Below are 17,891 nucleotides of genomic sequence, written 5' to 3' on the forward strand. Positions count from 1 at the left end.
GACTATCCTACAATATGTAACTCGGCATAATCACTAGGAACCACTAAGGTGTTTTCCTTGGCGTTATACTGAATACTATCTAGAGATACTTTAACATTGTCTATTTCTACTTCTTTGATTTTGAAAGGAAGTCCCACAAACTCAATTTTGATGGTTTCATATTCGGTAATAAAACTACCGGTTTTATGATGCTGTATAATGGCTTCGTTTTCTTTTCCGGTAAATGAGAAGCTTCTCAGGCTAAATCGACCTTTTGCATAATCGTAACCGTCTTGAGCGTCTTCATAGACTTTGGACTCTTCTTTATTACCCAATTTGTAATATACTTCCAGTTTCAGCTGATCGATTTTCTTTTCACCAACATACTGTTGTATAGGATATTTAGGAATAATAGCACCTTCTTTTACAAATAAAGGAATAATATCCAACTCCGCATCTACCCACTGTTCCATTCCTCCTTTTACATACTCTCGAGTCCAGTAATTATACCAATTCCCTCTAGGGATATACATACGTCTCCCTTTAGAATTAGGTTCCTGTACTGGGCAAACCAAAATTTGGTTTCCGAAAATAAATTCGTCGGTTCTATAATGTGTTTGCGGATCGTTTTGATCGTATAGCACCAATGGTTTCAGCATGGGGATACCCTCTTCGGCATACTCCCAAAACATAGTATACAAATACGGCAATAATTGATAGCGCAGCTCAACAAACTTTCGGGTTACATCAACTACCTCATCTCCAAAAGTCCAAGGTTCTTGATTACCGTGATCTCCAGAAGAGTGCGTACGACAGAACGGATGAAAAACTCCTAACTGTATCCATCGAGCATATAACTCTCCGGTAGGATGTTCTGCAAAACCACCAATATCACTTCCTGTAAATGACATCCCGCTCATACTCATACGTTGCGCCTGAATATTCGCGATCCATAAATGCTCCCAGGTAGCTACATTATCCCCTGTCCAGGAAGATGTATAGCGTTGCGCTCCAGAATAAGCAGATCTGGTAATAATAAAAGGTCGTTTTGGATAAGCAAACTTCTTAACTCCCTCGTAGGTAGCTCGTGCCATTTGAGTTCCGTAGATGTTATGAGCCTTTCTATGACTACAAGGGTTACCATCGTAATTATGACGTACATCGTTTGGGAATGTTTTTCCTGGCACTTCCATCACGGCAGGCTCATTCATATCATTCCAAACTCCTTTTACTCCTATTTCTGCGATAATTTCTTTAAACAATTCTGACCACCATTCTCTTACCTTTGGATTTGTAAAATCCGGGAAAAAACATTCTCCTGGCCATACTTTTCCTCTCATATAGGGGCCGTCGGCACGTTTACAGAAATAATCCTTTTCCATAGCCTCTTGATACACCCAATAATCATCATCGATCTTTATCCCTGGGTCAATAATCACTACAGTTTTAAAACCATCTTCGGCCAACTCTTCGACCATACGTTTTGGTTCCGGGAAATATTCTTTGCTCCACGTAAAACAACGGAATCCTTCCATATAATCAATATCCAGATAAATAGCATCACAAGGGATTTGCAATTCTCTAAACTTGCTCGTCACCTCTTTTACTTTACTCTCTGGATAGTAACTCCATTTACACTGGTGATACCCCAACGCCCATAGGGGTGGTAATTCAGGTTTACCGGTAAGGTCCGTATATCTAGTAATCACATTCTGCATATTTGGACCATAGAAAAAGTAATAGTTCATTTCTCCTCCTTGCGCCCAAAAACTGGTTACATTTCTCCGCTCATTGCAAAAATCAAAAAATGTTCTGAAGGTATTATCAAAAAAGATTCCATACGCTCTCTCTTCGTACATACCAATATAGAAAGGAACACTCTTATATAGTGGGTCCTGGTCTTTACCAAAGGCATACTGATCAGTAGCCCAGTTTTCAATTCGTTTTCCTTTTAGATTCAAATGCATCGGCTTATCACCCAAACCGTAGTAGCACTCTCCCTGAGGAGCAGCTTTGCTCATTTTTACAATGTTTCCACCATATTCATAGCTCTGCTCCCAATGAAACCCCCAATCATCTTTACAAATTACATTACCTTCTAAATCAAAAATGGTAGTCTTTAGATCATTCTTGTTGATATGCAATTGAATTCTAGCTGTGATGACCTCATAATGTGTATCTTTCTCTTCTACTTCTAATTTGCTGTATCCTCTCGCTCCATCTTCGCTAATAGCATATGAAAAATCATTTTCGAAATTATTATCCGTGGCATATCGAAAACGAATAACACTCCCCCGAATAATGGTGAGTTGTAAAATAACGCCATTTTCGGTAGTGAAGTTTAATTTGTCAACATTTTGAGAGAAGGAAACTATCTTGCCAGGAAACAAATTTCCTTTATGCTCTAATTCAGTATTGGTGATCATATGTATCTCTTTTGTATTGGACTTGGGATTATAAAAAAACGATATCTAAATCAAATTCGGAATCATTTTTACCACTATTTATTAAGAAAATTTTACGAAAACGTTTGAAACGAAAATTATTAACACTTGTTTAAAATGCTAACGGTTCCAAATTGTACTTTTGGGATAATCAACTACAATTGTTTTCTATGTAATAATCTCAAAAATCACTGCTCCCAATGGTGGAATTGTGATCTCTGCGGAGTGTTCACGATAGTGCCATTGTTTATTTTCAATTTTGATTTCTTTGGTATTAGAAACTCCTCCGCCTCCATAGCTTCTTGCGTCACTATTAAACAGTTCTTTTAGCTTCCCTTTTTTGGGTAGTCCTATTCTATAATTTGTTCTGGGAATTGGTGTAAAGTTACAAACCGTAACGAGCAGGTCTTCTTCCCTATTTCCTTTTCGGATATAGGCAATTACAGAATTTTCATGATCATCGTAGGTGATCCATTCAAATCCAGATATGTCAAACTGTCGATCATATAGCGCAGGATAGTTTCTATATAGACCATTAAGATCGGTCACAATTTGCTTGATCCCTTTATGGAAATCATATTCTAGAATATACCAGTCCAGGCTTTCCTGAAAGTTCCATTCTGCATGTTGCCCAAACTCGGCTCCCATAAACAGTAAATTGGTACCCGGATGCGTAAACATATAACTATAGAGTAACCTGAGATTAGCAAACTGCTGCCACTCATCTCCTGGCATTCTACCGATGATACTTCGTTTACCATACACCACCTCATCATGCGATAGTGGAAGCATAAAGTTTTCGGTAAAGGCATAGGTCATACTAAACGTAAGGTCGTTTTGGTGATGTTTGCGATAGATAGGTTCCTTACCTATATACTGTAGTGTATCGTGCATCCAACCCATCATCCATTTCATTCCAAAACCTAATCCACCTACATAGGTTGGTTTTGACACCATTGGGAAAGAGGTGGATTCTTCTGCGATTGTCTGTACATCAGGAAAACTGGCATAGATCTCCTGATTCAGATCTTTCATAAACGAAATGGCATCCAGATTTTCTCTTCCTCCATACATATTAGGTTCCCACTCTCCGTCTTCGCGAGAGTAATCCAGAAATAACATCGAAGCTACCGCATCAACCCGTAACCCATCAGCATGGTATTGATCCAACCAAAAGATAGCATTACTAATCAAGAAACTACGCACTTCATTTCTTCCATAATTAAAGATCAGACTTTTCCAGTCAGGGTGATACCCTTTTCTTCTATCGGGATGTTCATACAGATGAGATCCATCAAAAAACCCTAATCCGTGGCCATCTTCAGGAAAATGCGAAGGCACCCAATCCAGGATGATTCCAATATCATTTTGATGTAATTTATCTACCAAGAGTTTGAACTCTTCTGGATATCCAAAACGAGAAGTCGGCGCAAAATACCCAGTGATTTGATACCCCCATGACGGATCATAAGGAAACTCCATTACTGGCATTAACTCTACATGGGTAAACTGCATTTCTTTGACATAGGCAACTAGCTCATCTGCCATTTCGGTATATGAAAGGGACCTGTTCTCTTGTTCTTTTCGTCTCCAGGAACCTAAATGCACCTCATATACCGAAAAAGGAGCATTGATCGCATTATGCTTTTTACGTTTCTGCATCCACTCTTCGTCTTTCCAGGTATAGGTATTATCCCATACCACCGAAGCTGTTTTTGGTGGATGCTCACAACGTCTGGCATATGGATCTGCCTTTTCGGTTACGATACCATCGTTGTGAGAGTGTATTTTGTATTTGTACACGCTTCCTTTTCCCGCTCCGGGAATAAAACCTTCCCAAATTCCGGAAGCATCCCATCGAACATTCAATTGATGTTCTCCTTCTGTCCAATAATTAAAATCGCCTATCACCGACACCGATTTTGCAGAAGGTGCCCAAACGGCAAAATAAGTTCCTTCTACACCATTTAAGGTGAGGATATGAGAACCAAATTTTTCGTAAAGTCGATAATGTTTACCGGATTTAAAAAGGTCAATATCAAAATCTGAAAAGAGGCTATGTACAATTACTTTATTCATTAATATGGTTAGTGTTGTTCTTGTATCGTTTTATTGGGTTCTAAAAAGAGTTGTTACTTGATCACAAATCCATCAGGAATCACCGATCTGCTTTTGATCACGACTACTCCTTCTTTGATCACATAGGTCTCTTCTTCTCTATTTTCAAGATGTTCACCACCTTCGATATGTACATTGTTTCCAATTCGGGCATCCTTATCGATAATAGTATTTGAGATAAAACAACCATCACCAACGCCAATTGCAGGAATCCCTTCATCTTTATTTTTGGTTAATTCTGCTATGTCCTGGTAGGAATTACTACCAATCATATAGGTGCTTTTGATCACCGTATCTTTTCCGATTCTAGATCGAATCCCTATCACCGAACGCTCTATTTCTTTGGCGTTGATAATGCAACCCTCAGCAATCATAGAACGATTTAAAGAAGTTCCCGATATTTTTGAAGGCGGAAGAATTCTAGGGCGCGTCAACACATTGTCTGTACTACTAAACAAATCAAATTCCGGCACCTCGTCCGTCAAGTTAATATTAGCTTCAAAAAAGGCGCCTACATTTCCGATATCCGTCCAATATCCTTCATACTGATAGGCCAACACCTTATGCTTGTCGATAGACTGTGGAATAATTTCCTTTCCGAAATCAATAGCATCTGGGTTAGATAATAAAAGATCGATCAACAGTTGCTTGTTGAATATATAAATCCCCATTGAAGCTAGGTAGTGTCTACCTTCATTTTTCATTTCGTCACTTACCTCTGATTCTAGACCTGGTAACTTATCCGCACCAGGTTTCTCGATAAAAGATGAAATAAATTTTTGCTCATCCGTCTTTAGGATTCCAAATTCTGTAGCTTCTTTAGCTTTTACGGGTAATGTAGCAATAGAAATCTCCGCTCCTTTGGTAATGTGATCATTGAGCATATCATCAAAATCCATTCGATACAATTGATCTCCAGAGAGAATCAACGCATATTCAAACTCATGATTCAACAAATGATGAATAGACTGTCTCACCGCATCTGCAGTTCCCTGAAACCAGGTTTTGTTATCGGGAGTTTGCTCAGCAGCTAAAATATCAACAAATGCATCACTAAAAGAACTAAATCGATAGGTGTTTTTAATATGTCGATTTAAAGAGGCAGAATTAAACTGCGTTAATACAAACATTCTTTTAATATCACAATGGATGCAATTAGAAATAGGAATATCCACCAATCGATATTTACCAGCGATAGAAACTGCGGGTTTAGAACGTTTTTCGGTTAGTGGAAACAGACGAGTACCTTGCCCTCCTCCCAATATAATTGCTAAGACTTTTTTGTTGATCATTTTTGTGTAATTAGGGTTTTATAAATAGTCATATATTCTGTTGCAGACTGCGTCCACGAGTGGTCAATCTTCATAATCCGTTTTTGTATATCACGGTATCGTTCCTGATCTTTATATAGCTTCGCTCCTCTTTCTATTGAGTAGCACACATCCCATACAATGGCTTGATTATGGCAAATTCCGAATCCGTCCTCTCCTATATCAATAACGGTGTCTTTGAGTCCACCTGTTCTTCGTACGATCGGTATTGCTCCATAGCGCAATGCATACATCTGATTCAATCCACAAGGTTCTACCCGAGATGGCATCAGTAAAAAATCGGTTCCTGCATAGATGATATGAGATAGTTTCTCACTATACCCGATATACACATTATACCTACCAGCGAATTCTTCCTTTAATGCATTGAGTTGGTATTCTACCTCATCATGTCCCGAACCTAATATCAATATATTCACATCCATATGCTGCAAGGTATCTCGAATGATACCAGGCAAGAGGTCGGCGCCTTTTTCTCCTACCAACCTACCGATAAAACTAAATAGCGGTAAGTCTTTATCCAGATTAAACTCTGTACACAACCAATTTTTATGTTCTTTTCGACCCGAAACAACATTGCTTACCTTATAATTCTTAAGAAGCATGGGGTCCGTCTCCGGATTCCAGGTTTCGGTATCGATACCATTGAGCACTCCAAAACACTTCGCCTTTTCGTGTCGTAACAATCCTTCTAGTCCACTAGCTTGTTCTTGCAACTCCTCCATATAACTTGGCGAAACCGTGGTTACTCTCCAGGCACACTTAATCCCAGTGGCTAATGGATTGATTTGACTGCCCCAATCCAACAACCCGATATGATTTTTGTCAAAATCAGGTAAATAATGCAATTTATCATATGGGATCTGTCCTTGATACTGGGCATTATGGATCGTAAATATGCTTGGAACCCTATTTAATCGATGATAGTCAAAGGCATACTGCATCATAAAAGGAATTAATCCAGTATGATGATCATGACAATGTACCACATCGGGTAACTGCTCCAAAGTATTCATCCAATGAATAGCCGCTAACTGAAAACTCAAAAACCGTTCTTCATTGTCTGGGTGATCATATATTTCTTTGCGATCTAAAAGATGTTCTATATAGATCAGAAATACAGTAAACCCAAGATCTGGAGTGACAACTTTTCGTACTTCGTACTCCTTATTCTCATTACCAAAGCGTATTGATCCTTTATGGATGATTTCAAGTTCGGCATCATCAGTAAAACTGTTGCTGTAATATGGGACTATGGCATCAACAGTATGATCTAGGTTTTGTTGATATTTGGGTAAAGCTCCTACAACATCGGCTAAGCCTCCAGCTTTTGCAATAGGATAACATTCGAAACTTATGTGAGTAATATGCATTAAAATTAAGCGTATTAATGTTGCATGAAAAGCGATTTTTAAAATCGATTAAAGCTATGAAAAACCACTTAAAAACGTGTTGTAATTATCATAAAAAGAAGCGGGATTAATAATTAAATAATAAAAATTTAACTCAAAAAATGCCTTTTTGTCATTGAAACTTAAAAATACGTTTAAATATCCTCAACGATCTGGCTTTTCCATCTTAAAACCAACGTTACCCGTGCATGACCGATATTGTCTTTTTTCAGGAAACATATTCTTGATTAAGAGTTAACTATAAAAAAAAGATGCTATCATCGCATTTGGTTGATAGCATCTTCCTTTTCATGAAGTTGATTAGGAATTTACTCCTCGAATTCATTAAAAGCATCAAAGTGATACATTTGTACCGATTCTGGTTTGATCACTTCAAAAGCTTTGGCTGCTTTTTGATTTTGCATCACATCGGCAGCAGCATCTTTGGCCGATTTCATATCTGTCCAATACACAATATCCACATACTTTCCGTCTCCGTTATATGCTGTAGTACGTTTTACAAATCCGTAGTATAGTTTCACTACATCATTAAGCGATGATAGTGCTTTTTCGACATCTTGTGGACTATATCCTGGATTCGCTTCAAATAAAACGACTTCTACTACATTTGGTTCTTGGAGGGTTTGCATAGATCTTGAATTAGGTTTAGTGGTACAATTAAATAATAGATTTACCATGATGATAAGAATTAACTTGTTCATATGAATACTTTCACCAAAACTAAATCAGGAGAATGACAACCCTATGTCAGTAGAATTTTAAGAAGAAGAATTATTTGTTCGATATTGCTGTAAACGGCGATTATAGTAGTCTTCAAGAGTAAAACGCTGCGAAGTGAAAATCTCATGACACTCTACCAAGCTTTCGATTCTATCCGTTCTAAATTCTCTATAATCTTTTCGCAATTTACAATACGCAATTACGATCCATGTATTATTGGTAAAATACACCCCGAGAGGTTCTATACGCCGTTTACTAGCCTCTTTATTCATATTGGTATATGAAATCTCCAACACTCTAAAATCTGTAATGGCTTGCTGTATTACGGATAGCGTATTGCTTGGATGTGCAGCTCTTCTATTATAGGTAAACACCCTTTGATCCAACAACTCTAATTTTTGCTTTTGCGAGGTTTTGAGTACCGCAATTACCTTGTCGATAGCTTCATGATATGCATCGATCAAAGATTGATCGTTATTGGTTTTGATAATCTTTGAGGCTGTTAATAGGGCATTAGCCTCCTTTTCGGTAAACATTACCGGAGGTAAAGAATATCCATCTACCAAAAAATAGCCTGTGCCCGCTTCTGCTCCTATAGGTACACCTGCATCTGTGAGTGCCTGCATATCTCTATAAATAGTTCTAAGGCTCACTTCGAACTTATCTGCAAGTTCTGATGCTTGAACAATCTTCTTGGATTGTAGTTTTACTAATATTGCCGTAAGCCGATGCAAACGTTTCATTATTCCCCTGTATTTTCCGGATTAGCGGTACTACCTCCATCAATATCACTTAGGTCGGTTGCGTTATTGATAAAAAACTCGGCCTCACCAGTAGCTTCTTCCAATTGTTCATCTTCTTCTGCTACAAGTTGTGGATTCTGTTTTTTATCTCGTATCATTCCCCAAGTCATGATCAGACTGGTACCTATAATTACAAATAATAATACTCCTGGTTCAAAACCTTCTACCATCGCTTCAGCAGGTATTGCATAAAACAAGAGTACGGTAATTAACCCTCTTGGTGCAATAAACAACTGTGGGAAGATATCTTTTCCTAAGAAAAGTCGTAACAATCCATATCGAATGGCATATATCGATACCAAAATCAAGATACTGATCAAGGTTACCTTCAAACTCAATAAAGAGGATAGTACAATAGTGATCCCAAAAATGACAAAGAATAGGGTACGAACTACAAAAGCAGTTTCTGCAGTGATTACATGCAATTCGTGATAGATATGTTTGGCTTTTTCTACATTCAAGTACTCTTTAAGAGGCCCTTGAAAGAACAACTTCATATTAGCGATCACCAATCCAAAGATTAGAATGATGATCAACGAAGACATATGTAATTTCTTGCCAATAGCATACAACAATAACAATACGGCAATCAAAAGAAACAGTTTTACCTGGCTTTTGATCTTTTGAAAAATTAGAATAATCGCATAACTTGCTACGATTGAAATCACAATGGTCAAGATCAGATTCAAAAAGAATCCTCCTACTCCACCACTTTCTGCAGGATTTAATGTGCCGGCCAGGAAATAGAATAACATAATCCCTAAAATATCAGAGAAGGTACTCTCATAAATATGAAATTCCTTTTTGGCTTCTGACAAACCTGAAACACTAGGAATAATAATAGCGCTCGATAGTATAGACAAAGGTGTAGCATACAACCAAGCCGACTGCATACTCATATCCTTTACTAATGCTTTTAAAATTACCGCGGCAATAAAGGTCGAAGCGACTAATCCTATCAAAGCAATGGCCAGAGATTTGAGAATTGGCATTAACTTATCTCGTTTCAATTCTAATTCTAGCGCCGCTTCCAGTACAATCATAATCAACCCCACAATCCCCAATACCTCTAGCATGGGTAGGAAATTAATGGTATCCCCACCTACGGCTTTCAAAATGTATTGTAGAATAATCCCCAATACAATAAGCATTAATACCGCTGGGATATTAGTACGTTTGGCCACACCATTAAAAATGAATGACAAAATAATAGTCAAAGAGATTCCAATAATGACATTGTATGAAGAAAAAATTTCCATGCGTAGGTTTTTGGTTGTTGTTAGTTTGTTTAAACGATTGAAAAGATAGTAAATTATTTTAAGTAAAACCGATCCGCTGGGCTTTCTCTGTATCTTGCTAAAACCTAGCATCAAACATCTTTTTTGACCTTAATATTTATTTAACGGATTGTTATTTTAAAAGCTATATTTTTAGGATATCGACAAAAAAACAAAGTAACATGTCCAACGAATCCTTAATCATTCCAGAAAGAAGTAGAGATATTGGTGACTTTTTGGTAGGTAGACTTATTCCTTTTAGAAAAAAACGAATGGTAGGTCCTTTTATATTTATAGATCATATGGGCCCCACAGAACTCAAAGATGGGCATTATATGGATGTTGACCAACACCCACATATTGGTTTATCTACCCTTACTTATATGCTAGAAGGTGAACTAATGCACAAGGATAGCATAGGTACCGAGCAACGTATCTCTCCAGGCTCTGTGAATTGGATGGTTGCAGGTAGCGGGGTGACCCATACCGAGCGTACTCCAGATGATCTGCGAGGAACTAACTTTACCGCACATGGTTATCAGATTTGGGTAGCATTGCCTGCAGACCAGGAAGAAATTACTCCAGAGTTTCATCATATAGATGGCAACGAACTTCCTTTTTGGAAAGACGGCACTACCGAATTTAGACTTGTAGCGGGGCAAGGGTATGGTAAATCATCACCACTACCTGTGCATTCTGATTTGTTTATGGTAGAGGTAACAACTACAGATTCGTACGAACTTGCTATCAAAGGAGAGCTACAAGGGGAAATAGGGATTTGTATCATAAAAGGTAGTATTACCGCTTGTGATGATACTATTGAAGCCGGAAACATGCTGATTTCAAAAACTGAAGATAGTTGTACCATCTCCTTACACCCCAACACCCATGTACTGTTGTTTGGTGGGGAACCTTTTCCTGAAGAACGACATATCTTTTGGAACTTCGTTTCCGCCAGCAAAGAAAAGATCGAGGTTGCCAAGGAGCGATGGAGAAACAAAGCATTTCCCAAAGTTCCTGGAGATGACTCGTATGTGGTGATGCCAGAGCCTAAGTTTTAAACAACGGTTATAACTCTCTTCGCAGTTCGTTGAGAGAGATATTGCTATTGATCAATCTAGTCACTACTTCCTCTCGGAACTCATCCAAATCCTCATAGTCATAATACTTAGCCCATTTGTGGGTTTCCAAAAGGTTCTTGATTTGTTTGATCAACTTTCGGGTAGCATCTGCAGACCGCAGCACTGCGACTTCATCATAATCAGGATTGTCTTTGTGCTTATAGCTTACCTTTTTGATTTCGAAATCCACAGAAATGTAATAAGCATCAACTTCGGGATCTAGATTCTCTCTGAAATCTGCCCAATCTGCATATCCTAATCGCAAATCATCGATCTCTGCCGGAAAATCAGATACCAAACGCCATTGGCACTTGGCGATCCTTCCCCAATGATTAGACATGCGATATACCCCATGCTTGGTATAATAGTATGTACTTCCCGATTCGCTGCGGTAATTCGGTTTTCTTCTGGTGATCTCACGTAGCGTCGCTCCTCTAAAAACGCAATACGTTTTATTAAAGAAATTATACCGCGTATAGGCTTTCTTTTGCTCTTGTTCTACTTGCTGTTCCAATGAATATGTTTTTCCCAGCCGCAAATAAATCACAAATTTTTGAAAATGTAAAGGCGAGTTTTTAACAAAATATCACCAATGCACGATGATGCTATGAATATTTATGCAATTGACTCAAAAAGGGGATTTTACCTGTATAGAATTGGTTATTACACTCTTTTTCAAAATGTTACCATCACATATTTTTGTAACACTTTCCATAAAATTTAGAGTTAATTTTAGCCAATCTAAAAAGCATCTTGCACTACAATTACAAGATGCTTTTTTGATCATTATCCTATACTTTGATTATAATGACTAGGACTTATTCAAATGAAATCGATAGGTCAGTCCTAATTTTACAAAGATGTTTCCTGTCATTTCGGGATTGAGTAATGTACGTCCGTCCCCAAATTCGAATGCTGAAAGGCGAAAAGGTAAGGTATCCCCTTCTTCAAAAACCTCGTACGATGCTGTAGAATATCCAGTTTGTAGTTTTATCAACAGACTTTCATCCAAAAGCGCATACTGTAGATATGGACCGATTTCAATATTTGCCATTTGCGTGTATAACTCTGGTGCATTGTCCTGTCGCTCCAGACTAAAGGTTCTTACAAATGCCTGAAACGCTAATCCTGCTTTAAACTTTCCTGCTAAACGTCGGTTGATATCTGCATTGATCGGCAAGGTCGCCGATACTTCCCATTTTTGATCTTCGCTTTGATAATACAATCCAAGAATGGGAGTAAAAAAGGTTCCAAAGCCCTCGCTACTGGCATAGGCTCCAAAACGATATTGCAAGCGTTCTGTTTTTTGATATTTCAACAAGGCCAAACCACCGAAGAAGAAATGATCTCCATCGGTATGTAAATCCTGACTCGCAACTTTGGGTAATAGCACATAGGTTCCAGACCATTTTTCGCCATGTTTGATATTCAATCCAGCTTTCAGCGTAAGGTTATTCAAAGAAATTTGATCTCCGTTAGGTACCAAATCCAATTGATGCTGTACATAATCCACACCCGTTATAATGGCGATCTTTTCATTCAGTTTTATGGGATACGTAAGACTCACATCCAACTGCGGCACATTAGTAGTGGCATCACTATTCTCGAATCCAGCATCGAGAATAGACCCATAACTTACTTTTACAATGTCTATATAATCTTGTGCTGTAATTGAGGATGAGCATATTACAAAAAATAATAAGAAGTATAATCGGTATTTCATAAAACGGGTTACAGTGATTTTTTATTCAATAGGCAAACAAGTATACAATATTTCTTTTGAATGTTGCCAAGTCATATCCCTTCAAAAAATCTTAAAATTAAGTAAATCATAGGCTACACCAATCCATATAACTGTATATTTAACACCAATAACTACAAACACAAATCATGTCACAACATCATAGATTTTACACATTCTTTACAGCAATCACCATCATCGCTTTAAGTTTCAGCTCTTGCGCAACAGATACCACACAACAGGATCTAAAAGCCGCACTTACCTTTTATGCTTCGTTTGATCAAGGAACTGATGCTGATTTTGCTTTAGGTGATAAGCAATTATATACCGTACCTTCGCGCCAAGCCAGGGACTCTGCAAAAGCGGGATTACACAAACCGGATATCAAAGTAGACAAAGGCAATGGTCGTTTTGGAGATGGTTTGTTCTTTACAGAAAGAAGCAAAGGATACATCTACTACCCTAGTGAAAAGAATATCGCTTATAATACCAAGGATTGGAGCGGTGCTATATCGTTCTGGATGAAATTAGATCCTAACAAGGATTTGGAGCCAGGCTATTGCGATCCCATACAGATTACTGATGTAAGCTATAACGACGCCTCGATCTGGGTAGATTTCACTAAAGAAAACCCGAGAGACTTCCGTTTGGGAGTTATCGGTGATCGAGCGGTTTGGAATCCAAACCCCGAAGGTCCAGATAATGAAAACCCCATATTTATGGAGAAACTGACCGGAGTAAAAAATCCTCCTTTCTATAGTGATCAGTGGACACATATTTTGATTAATTTCTCGAACCTAAATACTCCAAATGGTAAAGCGAGTTTGTACCTGAATGGAGAGCACAAAGGAACACGCTCTGATATTGCTACGCCTTTTACCTGGGATTTACCCTTATCTAACATTTATTTAGGATTGGGATATATCGGTCGTATGGATGAATTATCTATTTACAACAGAACTCTTACCGACAAAGAAATCAATACCTTATACCAATTAGAAAACGGAGTGCATTCCTTATTATAAAGTAGAAAAACTACTACATTTGTAGGCAACAACCACTAGTTATAACGATGATGAAACGTAGTATGCAACAATACCTACAACTGCTTTGGCAATCTGTATTGTTTTGGTCTATAGCTATGGCTATGTATTCTATTTTTAGATACTACGGTATCGATGAGGAAGAAGGTTTTACCGTGATTCGGGAGTATAGTGGGACTCAGGGTACGATAAGAGGACTTATGGGCTTTGGAGCTATAGGAGCATTGGTGGGGGTTCTATATGCCACCATCGATTTTATATTCGACAAATACCTATCCAATCGAATACTGTTATTTTATGACGTGCTCTTCAGAACCCTGTTATACTTCATCACTAGTGTGATTGTGTTTACGATCATTATGAATATTTTTTCTGAATTGTATGGTCTTAATCTAGATACACAACCGGGTTGGTGGCAACATAACAAATCCTTTTGGGCCAGTATTCTCTATATGGTCTTGGTGTCCTTTGTGTTTACATTTATCAATATTGCTAAAGAGAAGTTTGGAAAAGGAGTATTCCTTAAGATGTTGATGGGAAAATACAGAACCCCAAAAGAGGAAAAACGCATTTTTATGTTTCTGGATTTGAAGGACTCTACAACGATTGCAGAAAATCTGGGGCATTTTAAATACAGTCAGTTCATCCAGGATTGCTTCTATGATTTGAATGAAGTTGTGCCGAAGCATGATGCCGAAATATATCAATATGTAGGTGATGAAGCAGTGTTGAGCTGGTCGTACAAAAAGGGATTGGCCAATAACAACTGTGTGGATCTGTTTTTTGCATTTCAGCAGAAAAAACAGCGCAAATCCCAATATTATATGGATAAGTATGGTGTGGTTCCCGAATTTAAAGCGGGACTACATGGAGGTAAACTTATGGTGACCGAAGTTGGGGTGATCAAAAAGGAAATTGCCTACCATGGGGATGTAATCAATACTTCTGCTCGTATACAAGCCCAATGTAATAAACACAAAGTGCGGTTCTTGATTTCAGAAAAATTACTACAAGATTTAAAAATCAAAACACATCTCACTACGGAGTTTTTAGGAAGTGTGCTCCTGAAAGGAAAACAGGAAGAAGTAAAAATTCATACCATCAATAAGGTAAGATAATCCATCATCTTTTCTATTAAAATACTGATTCTGAATTCGATACTACTACCCTATTAAAAATGTGAATATCTATTGCTATAAATTACATTGTCGATAGTTGATATCCAGTATATTTGCCGCCCTAACAAATACAAAAAGAAATGAGTGCAACCTGGTATGAATGCAAGATAAAGTATAGAAAAATAGATGAGTCTGGAGCTCAAAAAATGACAACAGAACCTTATTTGGTAGATGCCATCTCCTATACAGAGGCCGAATCGAGAATCAATGAAGAAATGTCGGCTTACATCAGTGATGAGTTTAAAATTACTAATATTAAAGTAGCCAACTTTGCAGAGATACATCCTTTTGAAAATTCGGATCGTTGGTTCAAATCCAAAGTATCGTTAATCGCTTATGATGAAGAGAGTGGTAAGGAACGTAAATCAAACATATACCTACTGATCCAAGCCAATGACGTAAAAGAAGCTTTTGACAATACCAATGTGGCCATGAAGAATACTATGGGAGATTATACCATCCCAGCCATTGCAGAGTCACCGATTATGGATGTATTCCCTTATTTTTCTGGCGAAGAAGAAGATTTAGGAAAGATCGAACGATTTAACGCGATCAAAAACTCTGTTCCAGAAGTTGAAGAAGAGGTTGTTGAAGAAGTTAATGAAGTAACTGAAGAGCTGGTAGTAGAAGGAATTCAAGAAGCAACTATAACAGAAGAAACAGACGAAGCCGTCGAATCAGAAGAGACTCCATTTATCGAAGAAGAAGAAGAAGAAACCGAATTTGTACCGGTAGCTTTTGACGAAGAAGAGTAAGCAATACAACACATACAAAAAAAGAGGGCTTAATAAGGCCCTCTTTTTTATGCTATCTACGGTCGATCATACCGTCTTCTATATTTTTTCTCCGTTGTTCAAGATCGGCTTCTACCGTCTGACCTCCTGTAACTTTTCTAGCGGCTATGGATTTGAGCGCAAATTGGTCAAATCCTTTTAAACCCTTTTGTTGATGTTTCATGTGTGTTAGTTTTTATAATAACTCAATGCTCCAGACGGACACTGATCAATTTGATTCATTAATGCTTCACTACTTGCGTTTTCTGGAGTGATCCATGGTTTTGCTTTGGGGTCATACACTTTTGGTAAAGTCTTAACACATACCCCAGCATGAATACATTTCCCAGGTTTCCAAACAACGGTAATTTCACCGTTGCTATATTCTTTTCTAATTTCGCTTTCAGCCATAACAATAAGAATAAGAGATTGATTTGTATAAATATACAGTTTATTTTGATCAATATCAATGTAACATTTTACGCTTTACTTCTTCTAATACACAAACTACCAGCACATGTTCAAAAAAAGGGAACTCATTATTGCATTACGGATCTACATCCTCCTTTGGGTGCTCGTTATGGGATTTTTATCCATCTACCTATTGCGATTCTCATCCTTTACAGAGACCAAAGATTCGTTAGCAGAACTCCTTACCGATGCTCCTTTTTTGATGGTCATGCAAATACTCTTTGTATTGGTGTATTTATGCTTTCTATTGGTACGTTACTTTATACGAATCTATCGTTCTCGAGGTACACAATATATAGGCAAGCGATTGATATTGGGTGTTATTCTTCCTGTTGTACTGATCATAGGAGTTTTAAAAACCATTATTTATATCAATGGTAATGAGGACTTTGATTATACCTGGGATCACACCGTTGAAAATAATACTGGTATTGCCACCAATAAGTATCAAGCCGATGGAAAACATCGCGGAATGAGTGTATTTGGCTGGAGCAAGAATAATGAAGGGAGAATCGATCCTCTGATCCAAAACAATATTGAATGGATAGCGGTAATTCCTTTTTTATATCAAAAAGATGAACGCACCGTAGCGATGCGTACTCCAGAAGCTATTGGTCAATGGTCTCGTAGAGATTCTGTTTTTCTATCTACCATAACAGAACTACATGATAAAGGATTGCGCGTGCAGCTTAAACCCCATTTATGGACCAGAGACGGTTGGCGATCCAATATCAATCAACAATCAGATGAGGATTGGGACCTATGGTTTGATAGTTATCGCAAAAACATGTTGCATTATGCTACCATGGCCCAACAAACCGGAGTAGAATTACTGTGTATAGGCACGGAGTTGCGTACCTCCTTAAAGCACCAACCCGATCGTTGGAAAGAACTCGTAAAAGAAATAAAAGCAATCTATAGTGGTAAACTCACCTATGCTGCCAATTGGGATGGGGAGTATGAATTGATCGATTTTTGGGATCAATTGGATTATATCGGTCTGCAAGCTTATTTCCCACTTACCCAAAAGACCAATCCCGATTTAGCAACACTACAAAAAGGTTGGGAGGAACATATCCCTATGCTCAAATCCTTATCACAACAACATAACAAACCCATTTTGTTTACGGAAGTAGGCTATAAAAGCGAAGCCGCTGCAGCCATCAAACCTTGGGAATGGGGATCGTATCTAAGCATCTTTTACCAAAAGAAATCTGATCGCACTCAGCAACTGGCCTACCAAGCCCTATTTGATCAGTTATGGAAAGAAGATTGGTTTGCTGGTATGTACATCTGGCAATGGAACACCCGCACCGATCCATCCGATGCCAAAAACAGTCTTAATTTCTCTCCGAGATTTAAACCTGCACAGAATACGATTGCTAAGGAGTATGGGAGGTAGTCCTTCGGCAAGCTCAGGAACCTCCTTTTCGACCCCTTCGGCTCCGCTCAGGGTCCGAATTCACGACGGGTTGCCCTT

At 38.1% G+C, this 17,891-nt stretch carries 16 protein-coding genes; 5 read left to right on the forward strand and 11 right to left on the reverse strand.

Annotated features, from left to right (window positions below; all coding sequences use genetic code 11):
• Positions 1–2 precede the first annotated feature (2 nt).
• The 7 genes from ACXAGJ_RS02550 to ACXAGJ_RS02580 form a co-directional block, all read right to left on the reverse strand.
• The gene (locus ACXAGJ_RS02550) at positions 3–2,405 is read right to left on the reverse strand and encodes a glycoside hydrolase family 31 protein (RefSeq protein ID WP_474836830.1); all 2,403 of its coding nucleotides are present in this window, start codon (positions 2,403–2,405) and stop codon (positions 3–5) included.
• A gap of 186 nt (positions 2,406–2,591) precedes the next feature.
• On the reverse strand, positions 2,592–4,502 hold the full coding sequence (gene glgB, locus ACXAGJ_RS02555) for a 1,4-alpha-glucan branching protein GlgB (protein WP_474836831.1): 1,911 nt from the start codon (positions 4,500–4,502) through the stop codon (positions 2,592–2,594).
• 53 nt (positions 4,503–4,555) lie between these two features.
• Positions 4,556–5,833, reverse strand: a complete 1,278-nt coding sequence (locus ACXAGJ_RS02560; protein WP_474836833.1) for a glucose-1-phosphate adenylyltransferase — start codon at positions 5,831–5,833, stop codon at positions 4,556–4,558.
• Positions 5,830–7,245 (reverse strand): glycogen synthase, encoded by a 1,416-nt coding sequence (locus ACXAGJ_RS02565; protein ID WP_474836835.1) that lies wholly within the window; start codon positions 7,243–7,245, stop codon positions 5,830–5,832. Before ACXAGJ_RS02565 ends, ACXAGJ_RS02560 begins: the two co-directional genes overlap by 4 nt.
• A gap of 347 nt (positions 7,246–7,592) precedes the next feature.
• Positions 7,593–7,913, reverse strand: coding sequence for a hypothetical protein (locus tag ACXAGJ_RS02570; RefSeq protein WP_139241905.1), 321 nt, complete (start codon positions 7,911–7,913; stop codon positions 7,593–7,595).
• 129 nt (positions 7,914–8,042) lie between these two features.
• Positions 8,043–8,747 (reverse strand): helix-turn-helix transcriptional regulator, encoded by a 705-nt coding sequence (locus ACXAGJ_RS02575; protein WP_073313930.1) that lies wholly within the window; start codon positions 8,745–8,747, stop codon positions 8,043–8,045.
• Positions 8,747–10,066 carry a cation:proton antiporter domain-containing protein gene (locus ACXAGJ_RS02580; RefSeq protein WP_474836838.1) on the reverse strand — a complete coding sequence of 440 codons (1,320 nt, stop codon included), beginning with the start codon at positions 10,064–10,066 and terminating at the stop codon, positions 8,747–8,749. The genes ACXAGJ_RS02575 and ACXAGJ_RS02580 overlap by 1 nt, the downstream gene beginning before the upstream one ends.
• A 200-nt stretch (positions 10,067–10,266) precedes the next feature.
• Between ACXAGJ_RS02580 and ACXAGJ_RS02585 the strand changes: the two genes are divergently transcribed.
• Entirely contained in the window at positions 10,267–11,145 is an 879-nt protein-coding gene (locus tag ACXAGJ_RS02585; protein WP_474836839.1) for a pirin family protein, read from the forward strand.
• 7 nt (positions 11,146–11,152) lie between these two features.
• Here ACXAGJ_RS02585 and ACXAGJ_RS02590 read toward each other — a convergent pair whose 3' ends face one another.
• Positions 11,153–11,719, reverse strand: a complete 567-nt coding sequence (locus ACXAGJ_RS02590) for a hypothetical protein (RefSeq protein ID WP_474836841.1) — start codon at positions 11,717–11,719, stop codon at positions 11,153–11,155.
• Positions 11,720–12,016: 297 nt separating this feature from the next.
• On the reverse strand, positions 12,017–12,928 hold the full coding sequence (locus ACXAGJ_RS02595) for a DUF6268 family outer membrane beta-barrel protein (RefSeq protein WP_474836843.1): 912 nt from the start codon (positions 12,926–12,928) through the stop codon (positions 12,017–12,019).
• Between the two features lie 167 nt (positions 12,929–13,095).
• On the opposite strand from ACXAGJ_RS02595, the gene ACXAGJ_RS02600 reads away from it, so the two are divergent.
• The 3 genes from ACXAGJ_RS02600 to ACXAGJ_RS02610 all read left to right on the forward strand — a co-directional run bounded on the left by ACXAGJ_RS02600 (position 13,096) and on the right by ACXAGJ_RS02610 (position 15,922).
• Positions 13,096–13,971: a LamG-like jellyroll fold domain-containing protein gene (locus tag ACXAGJ_RS02600; protein ID WP_474836845.1), complete on the forward strand. Its 876-nt coding sequence runs from the start codon at positions 13,096–13,098 to the stop codon at positions 13,969–13,971.
• 47 nt (positions 13,972–14,018) lie between these two features.
• A complete protein-coding gene (locus ACXAGJ_RS02605; protein WP_474836847.1) occupies positions 14,019–15,107 on the forward strand; it encodes an adenylate/guanylate cyclase domain-containing protein in 1,089 nt (362 codons plus the stop codon).
• Between the two features lie 140 nt (positions 15,108–15,247).
• Entirely contained in the window at positions 15,248–15,922 is a 675-nt protein-coding gene (locus tag ACXAGJ_RS02610; RefSeq protein ID WP_474836849.1) for a DUF4494 domain-containing protein, read from the forward strand.
• 52 nt (positions 15,923–15,974) lie between these two features.
• Here the strand turns inward: ACXAGJ_RS02610 and ACXAGJ_RS02615 are convergent, their stop codons facing one another.
• Together ACXAGJ_RS02615 and ACXAGJ_RS02620 are read right to left on the reverse strand one after the other, a co-directional pair.
• The gene (locus ACXAGJ_RS02615) at positions 15,975–16,124 is read right to left on the reverse strand and encodes a hypothetical protein (RefSeq protein WP_474836850.1); all 150 of its coding nucleotides are present in this window, start codon (positions 16,122–16,124) and stop codon (positions 15,975–15,977) included.
• Between the two features lie 5 nt (positions 16,125–16,129).
• Complete coding sequence (locus ACXAGJ_RS02620) at positions 16,130–16,351, reverse strand: (4Fe-4S)-binding protein (protein WP_474836852.1); 222 nt, start codon at positions 16,349–16,351, stop codon at positions 16,130–16,132.
• 106 nt (positions 16,352–16,457) lie between these two features.
• Between ACXAGJ_RS02620 and ACXAGJ_RS02625 the strand changes: the two genes are divergently transcribed.
• Positions 16,458–17,813: a glycoside hydrolase family 113 gene (locus ACXAGJ_RS02625; protein WP_474836854.1), complete on the forward strand. Its 1,356-nt coding sequence runs from the start codon at positions 16,458–16,460 to the stop codon at positions 17,811–17,813.
• The last annotated feature ends 78 nt before the right edge of the window (positions 17,814–17,891 follow it).

The organism is Aquimarina sp. AWH4_224, from assembly GCF_056160245.1.

Excerpts from the sequence above, each read along its gene's own strand:
- ACXAGJ_RS02550 (WP_474836830.1), bottom strand. The coding sequence starts at position 2,405 with ATGATCACCAATACTGAATTAGAGCATAAAGGAAATTTGTTTCCTGGC.
- glgB (WP_474836831.1), bottom strand. The coding sequence starts at position 4,502 with ATGAATAAAGTAATTGTACATAGCCTCTTTTCAGATTTTGATATTGAC.
- ACXAGJ_RS02560 (WP_474836833.1), bottom strand. The coding sequence starts at position 5,833 with ATGATCAACAAAAAAGTCTTAGCAATTATATTGGGAGGAGGGCAAGGT.
- ACXAGJ_RS02565 (WP_474836835.1), bottom strand. The coding sequence starts at position 7,245 with ATGCATATTACTCACATAAGTTTCGAATGTTATCCTATTGCAAAAGCT.
- ACXAGJ_RS02570 (WP_139241905.1), bottom strand. The coding sequence starts at position 7,913 with ATGCAAACCCTCCAAGAACCAAATGTAGTAGAAGTCGTTTTATTTGAA.
- ACXAGJ_RS02575 (WP_073313930.1), bottom strand. The coding sequence starts at position 8,747 with ATGAAACGTTTGCATCGGCTTACGGCAATATTAGTAAAACTACAATCC.
- ACXAGJ_RS02580 (WP_474836838.1), bottom strand. The coding sequence starts at position 10,066 with ATGGAAATTTTTTCTTCATACAATGTCATTATTGGAATCTCTTTGACT.
- ACXAGJ_RS02585 (WP_474836839.1), top strand. The coding sequence starts at position 10,267 with ATGTCCAACGAATCCTTAATCATTCCAGAAAGAAGTAGAGATATTGGT.
- ACXAGJ_RS02595 (WP_474836843.1), bottom strand. The coding sequence starts at position 12,928 with ATGAAATACCGATTATACTTCTTATTATTTTTTGTAATATGCTCATCC.
- ACXAGJ_RS02600 (WP_474836845.1), top strand. The coding sequence starts at position 13,096 with ATGTCACAACATCATAGATTTTACACATTCTTTACAGCAATCACCATC.
- ACXAGJ_RS02605 (WP_474836847.1), top strand. The coding sequence starts at position 14,019 with ATGATGAAACGTAGTATGCAACAATACCTACAACTGCTTTGGCAATCT.
- ACXAGJ_RS02610 (WP_474836849.1), top strand. The coding sequence starts at position 15,248 with ATGAGTGCAACCTGGTATGAATGCAAGATAAAGTATAGAAAAATAGAT.
- ACXAGJ_RS02615 (WP_474836850.1), bottom strand. The coding sequence starts at position 16,124 with ATGAAACATCAACAAAAGGGTTTAAAAGGATTTGACCAATTTGCGCTC.
- ACXAGJ_RS02620 (WP_474836852.1), bottom strand. The coding sequence starts at position 16,351 with ATGGCTGAAAGCGAAATTAGAAAAGAATATAGCAACGGTGAAATTACC.
- ACXAGJ_RS02625 (WP_474836854.1), top strand. The coding sequence starts at position 16,458 with ATGTTCAAAAAAAGGGAACTCATTATTGCATTACGGATCTACATCCTC.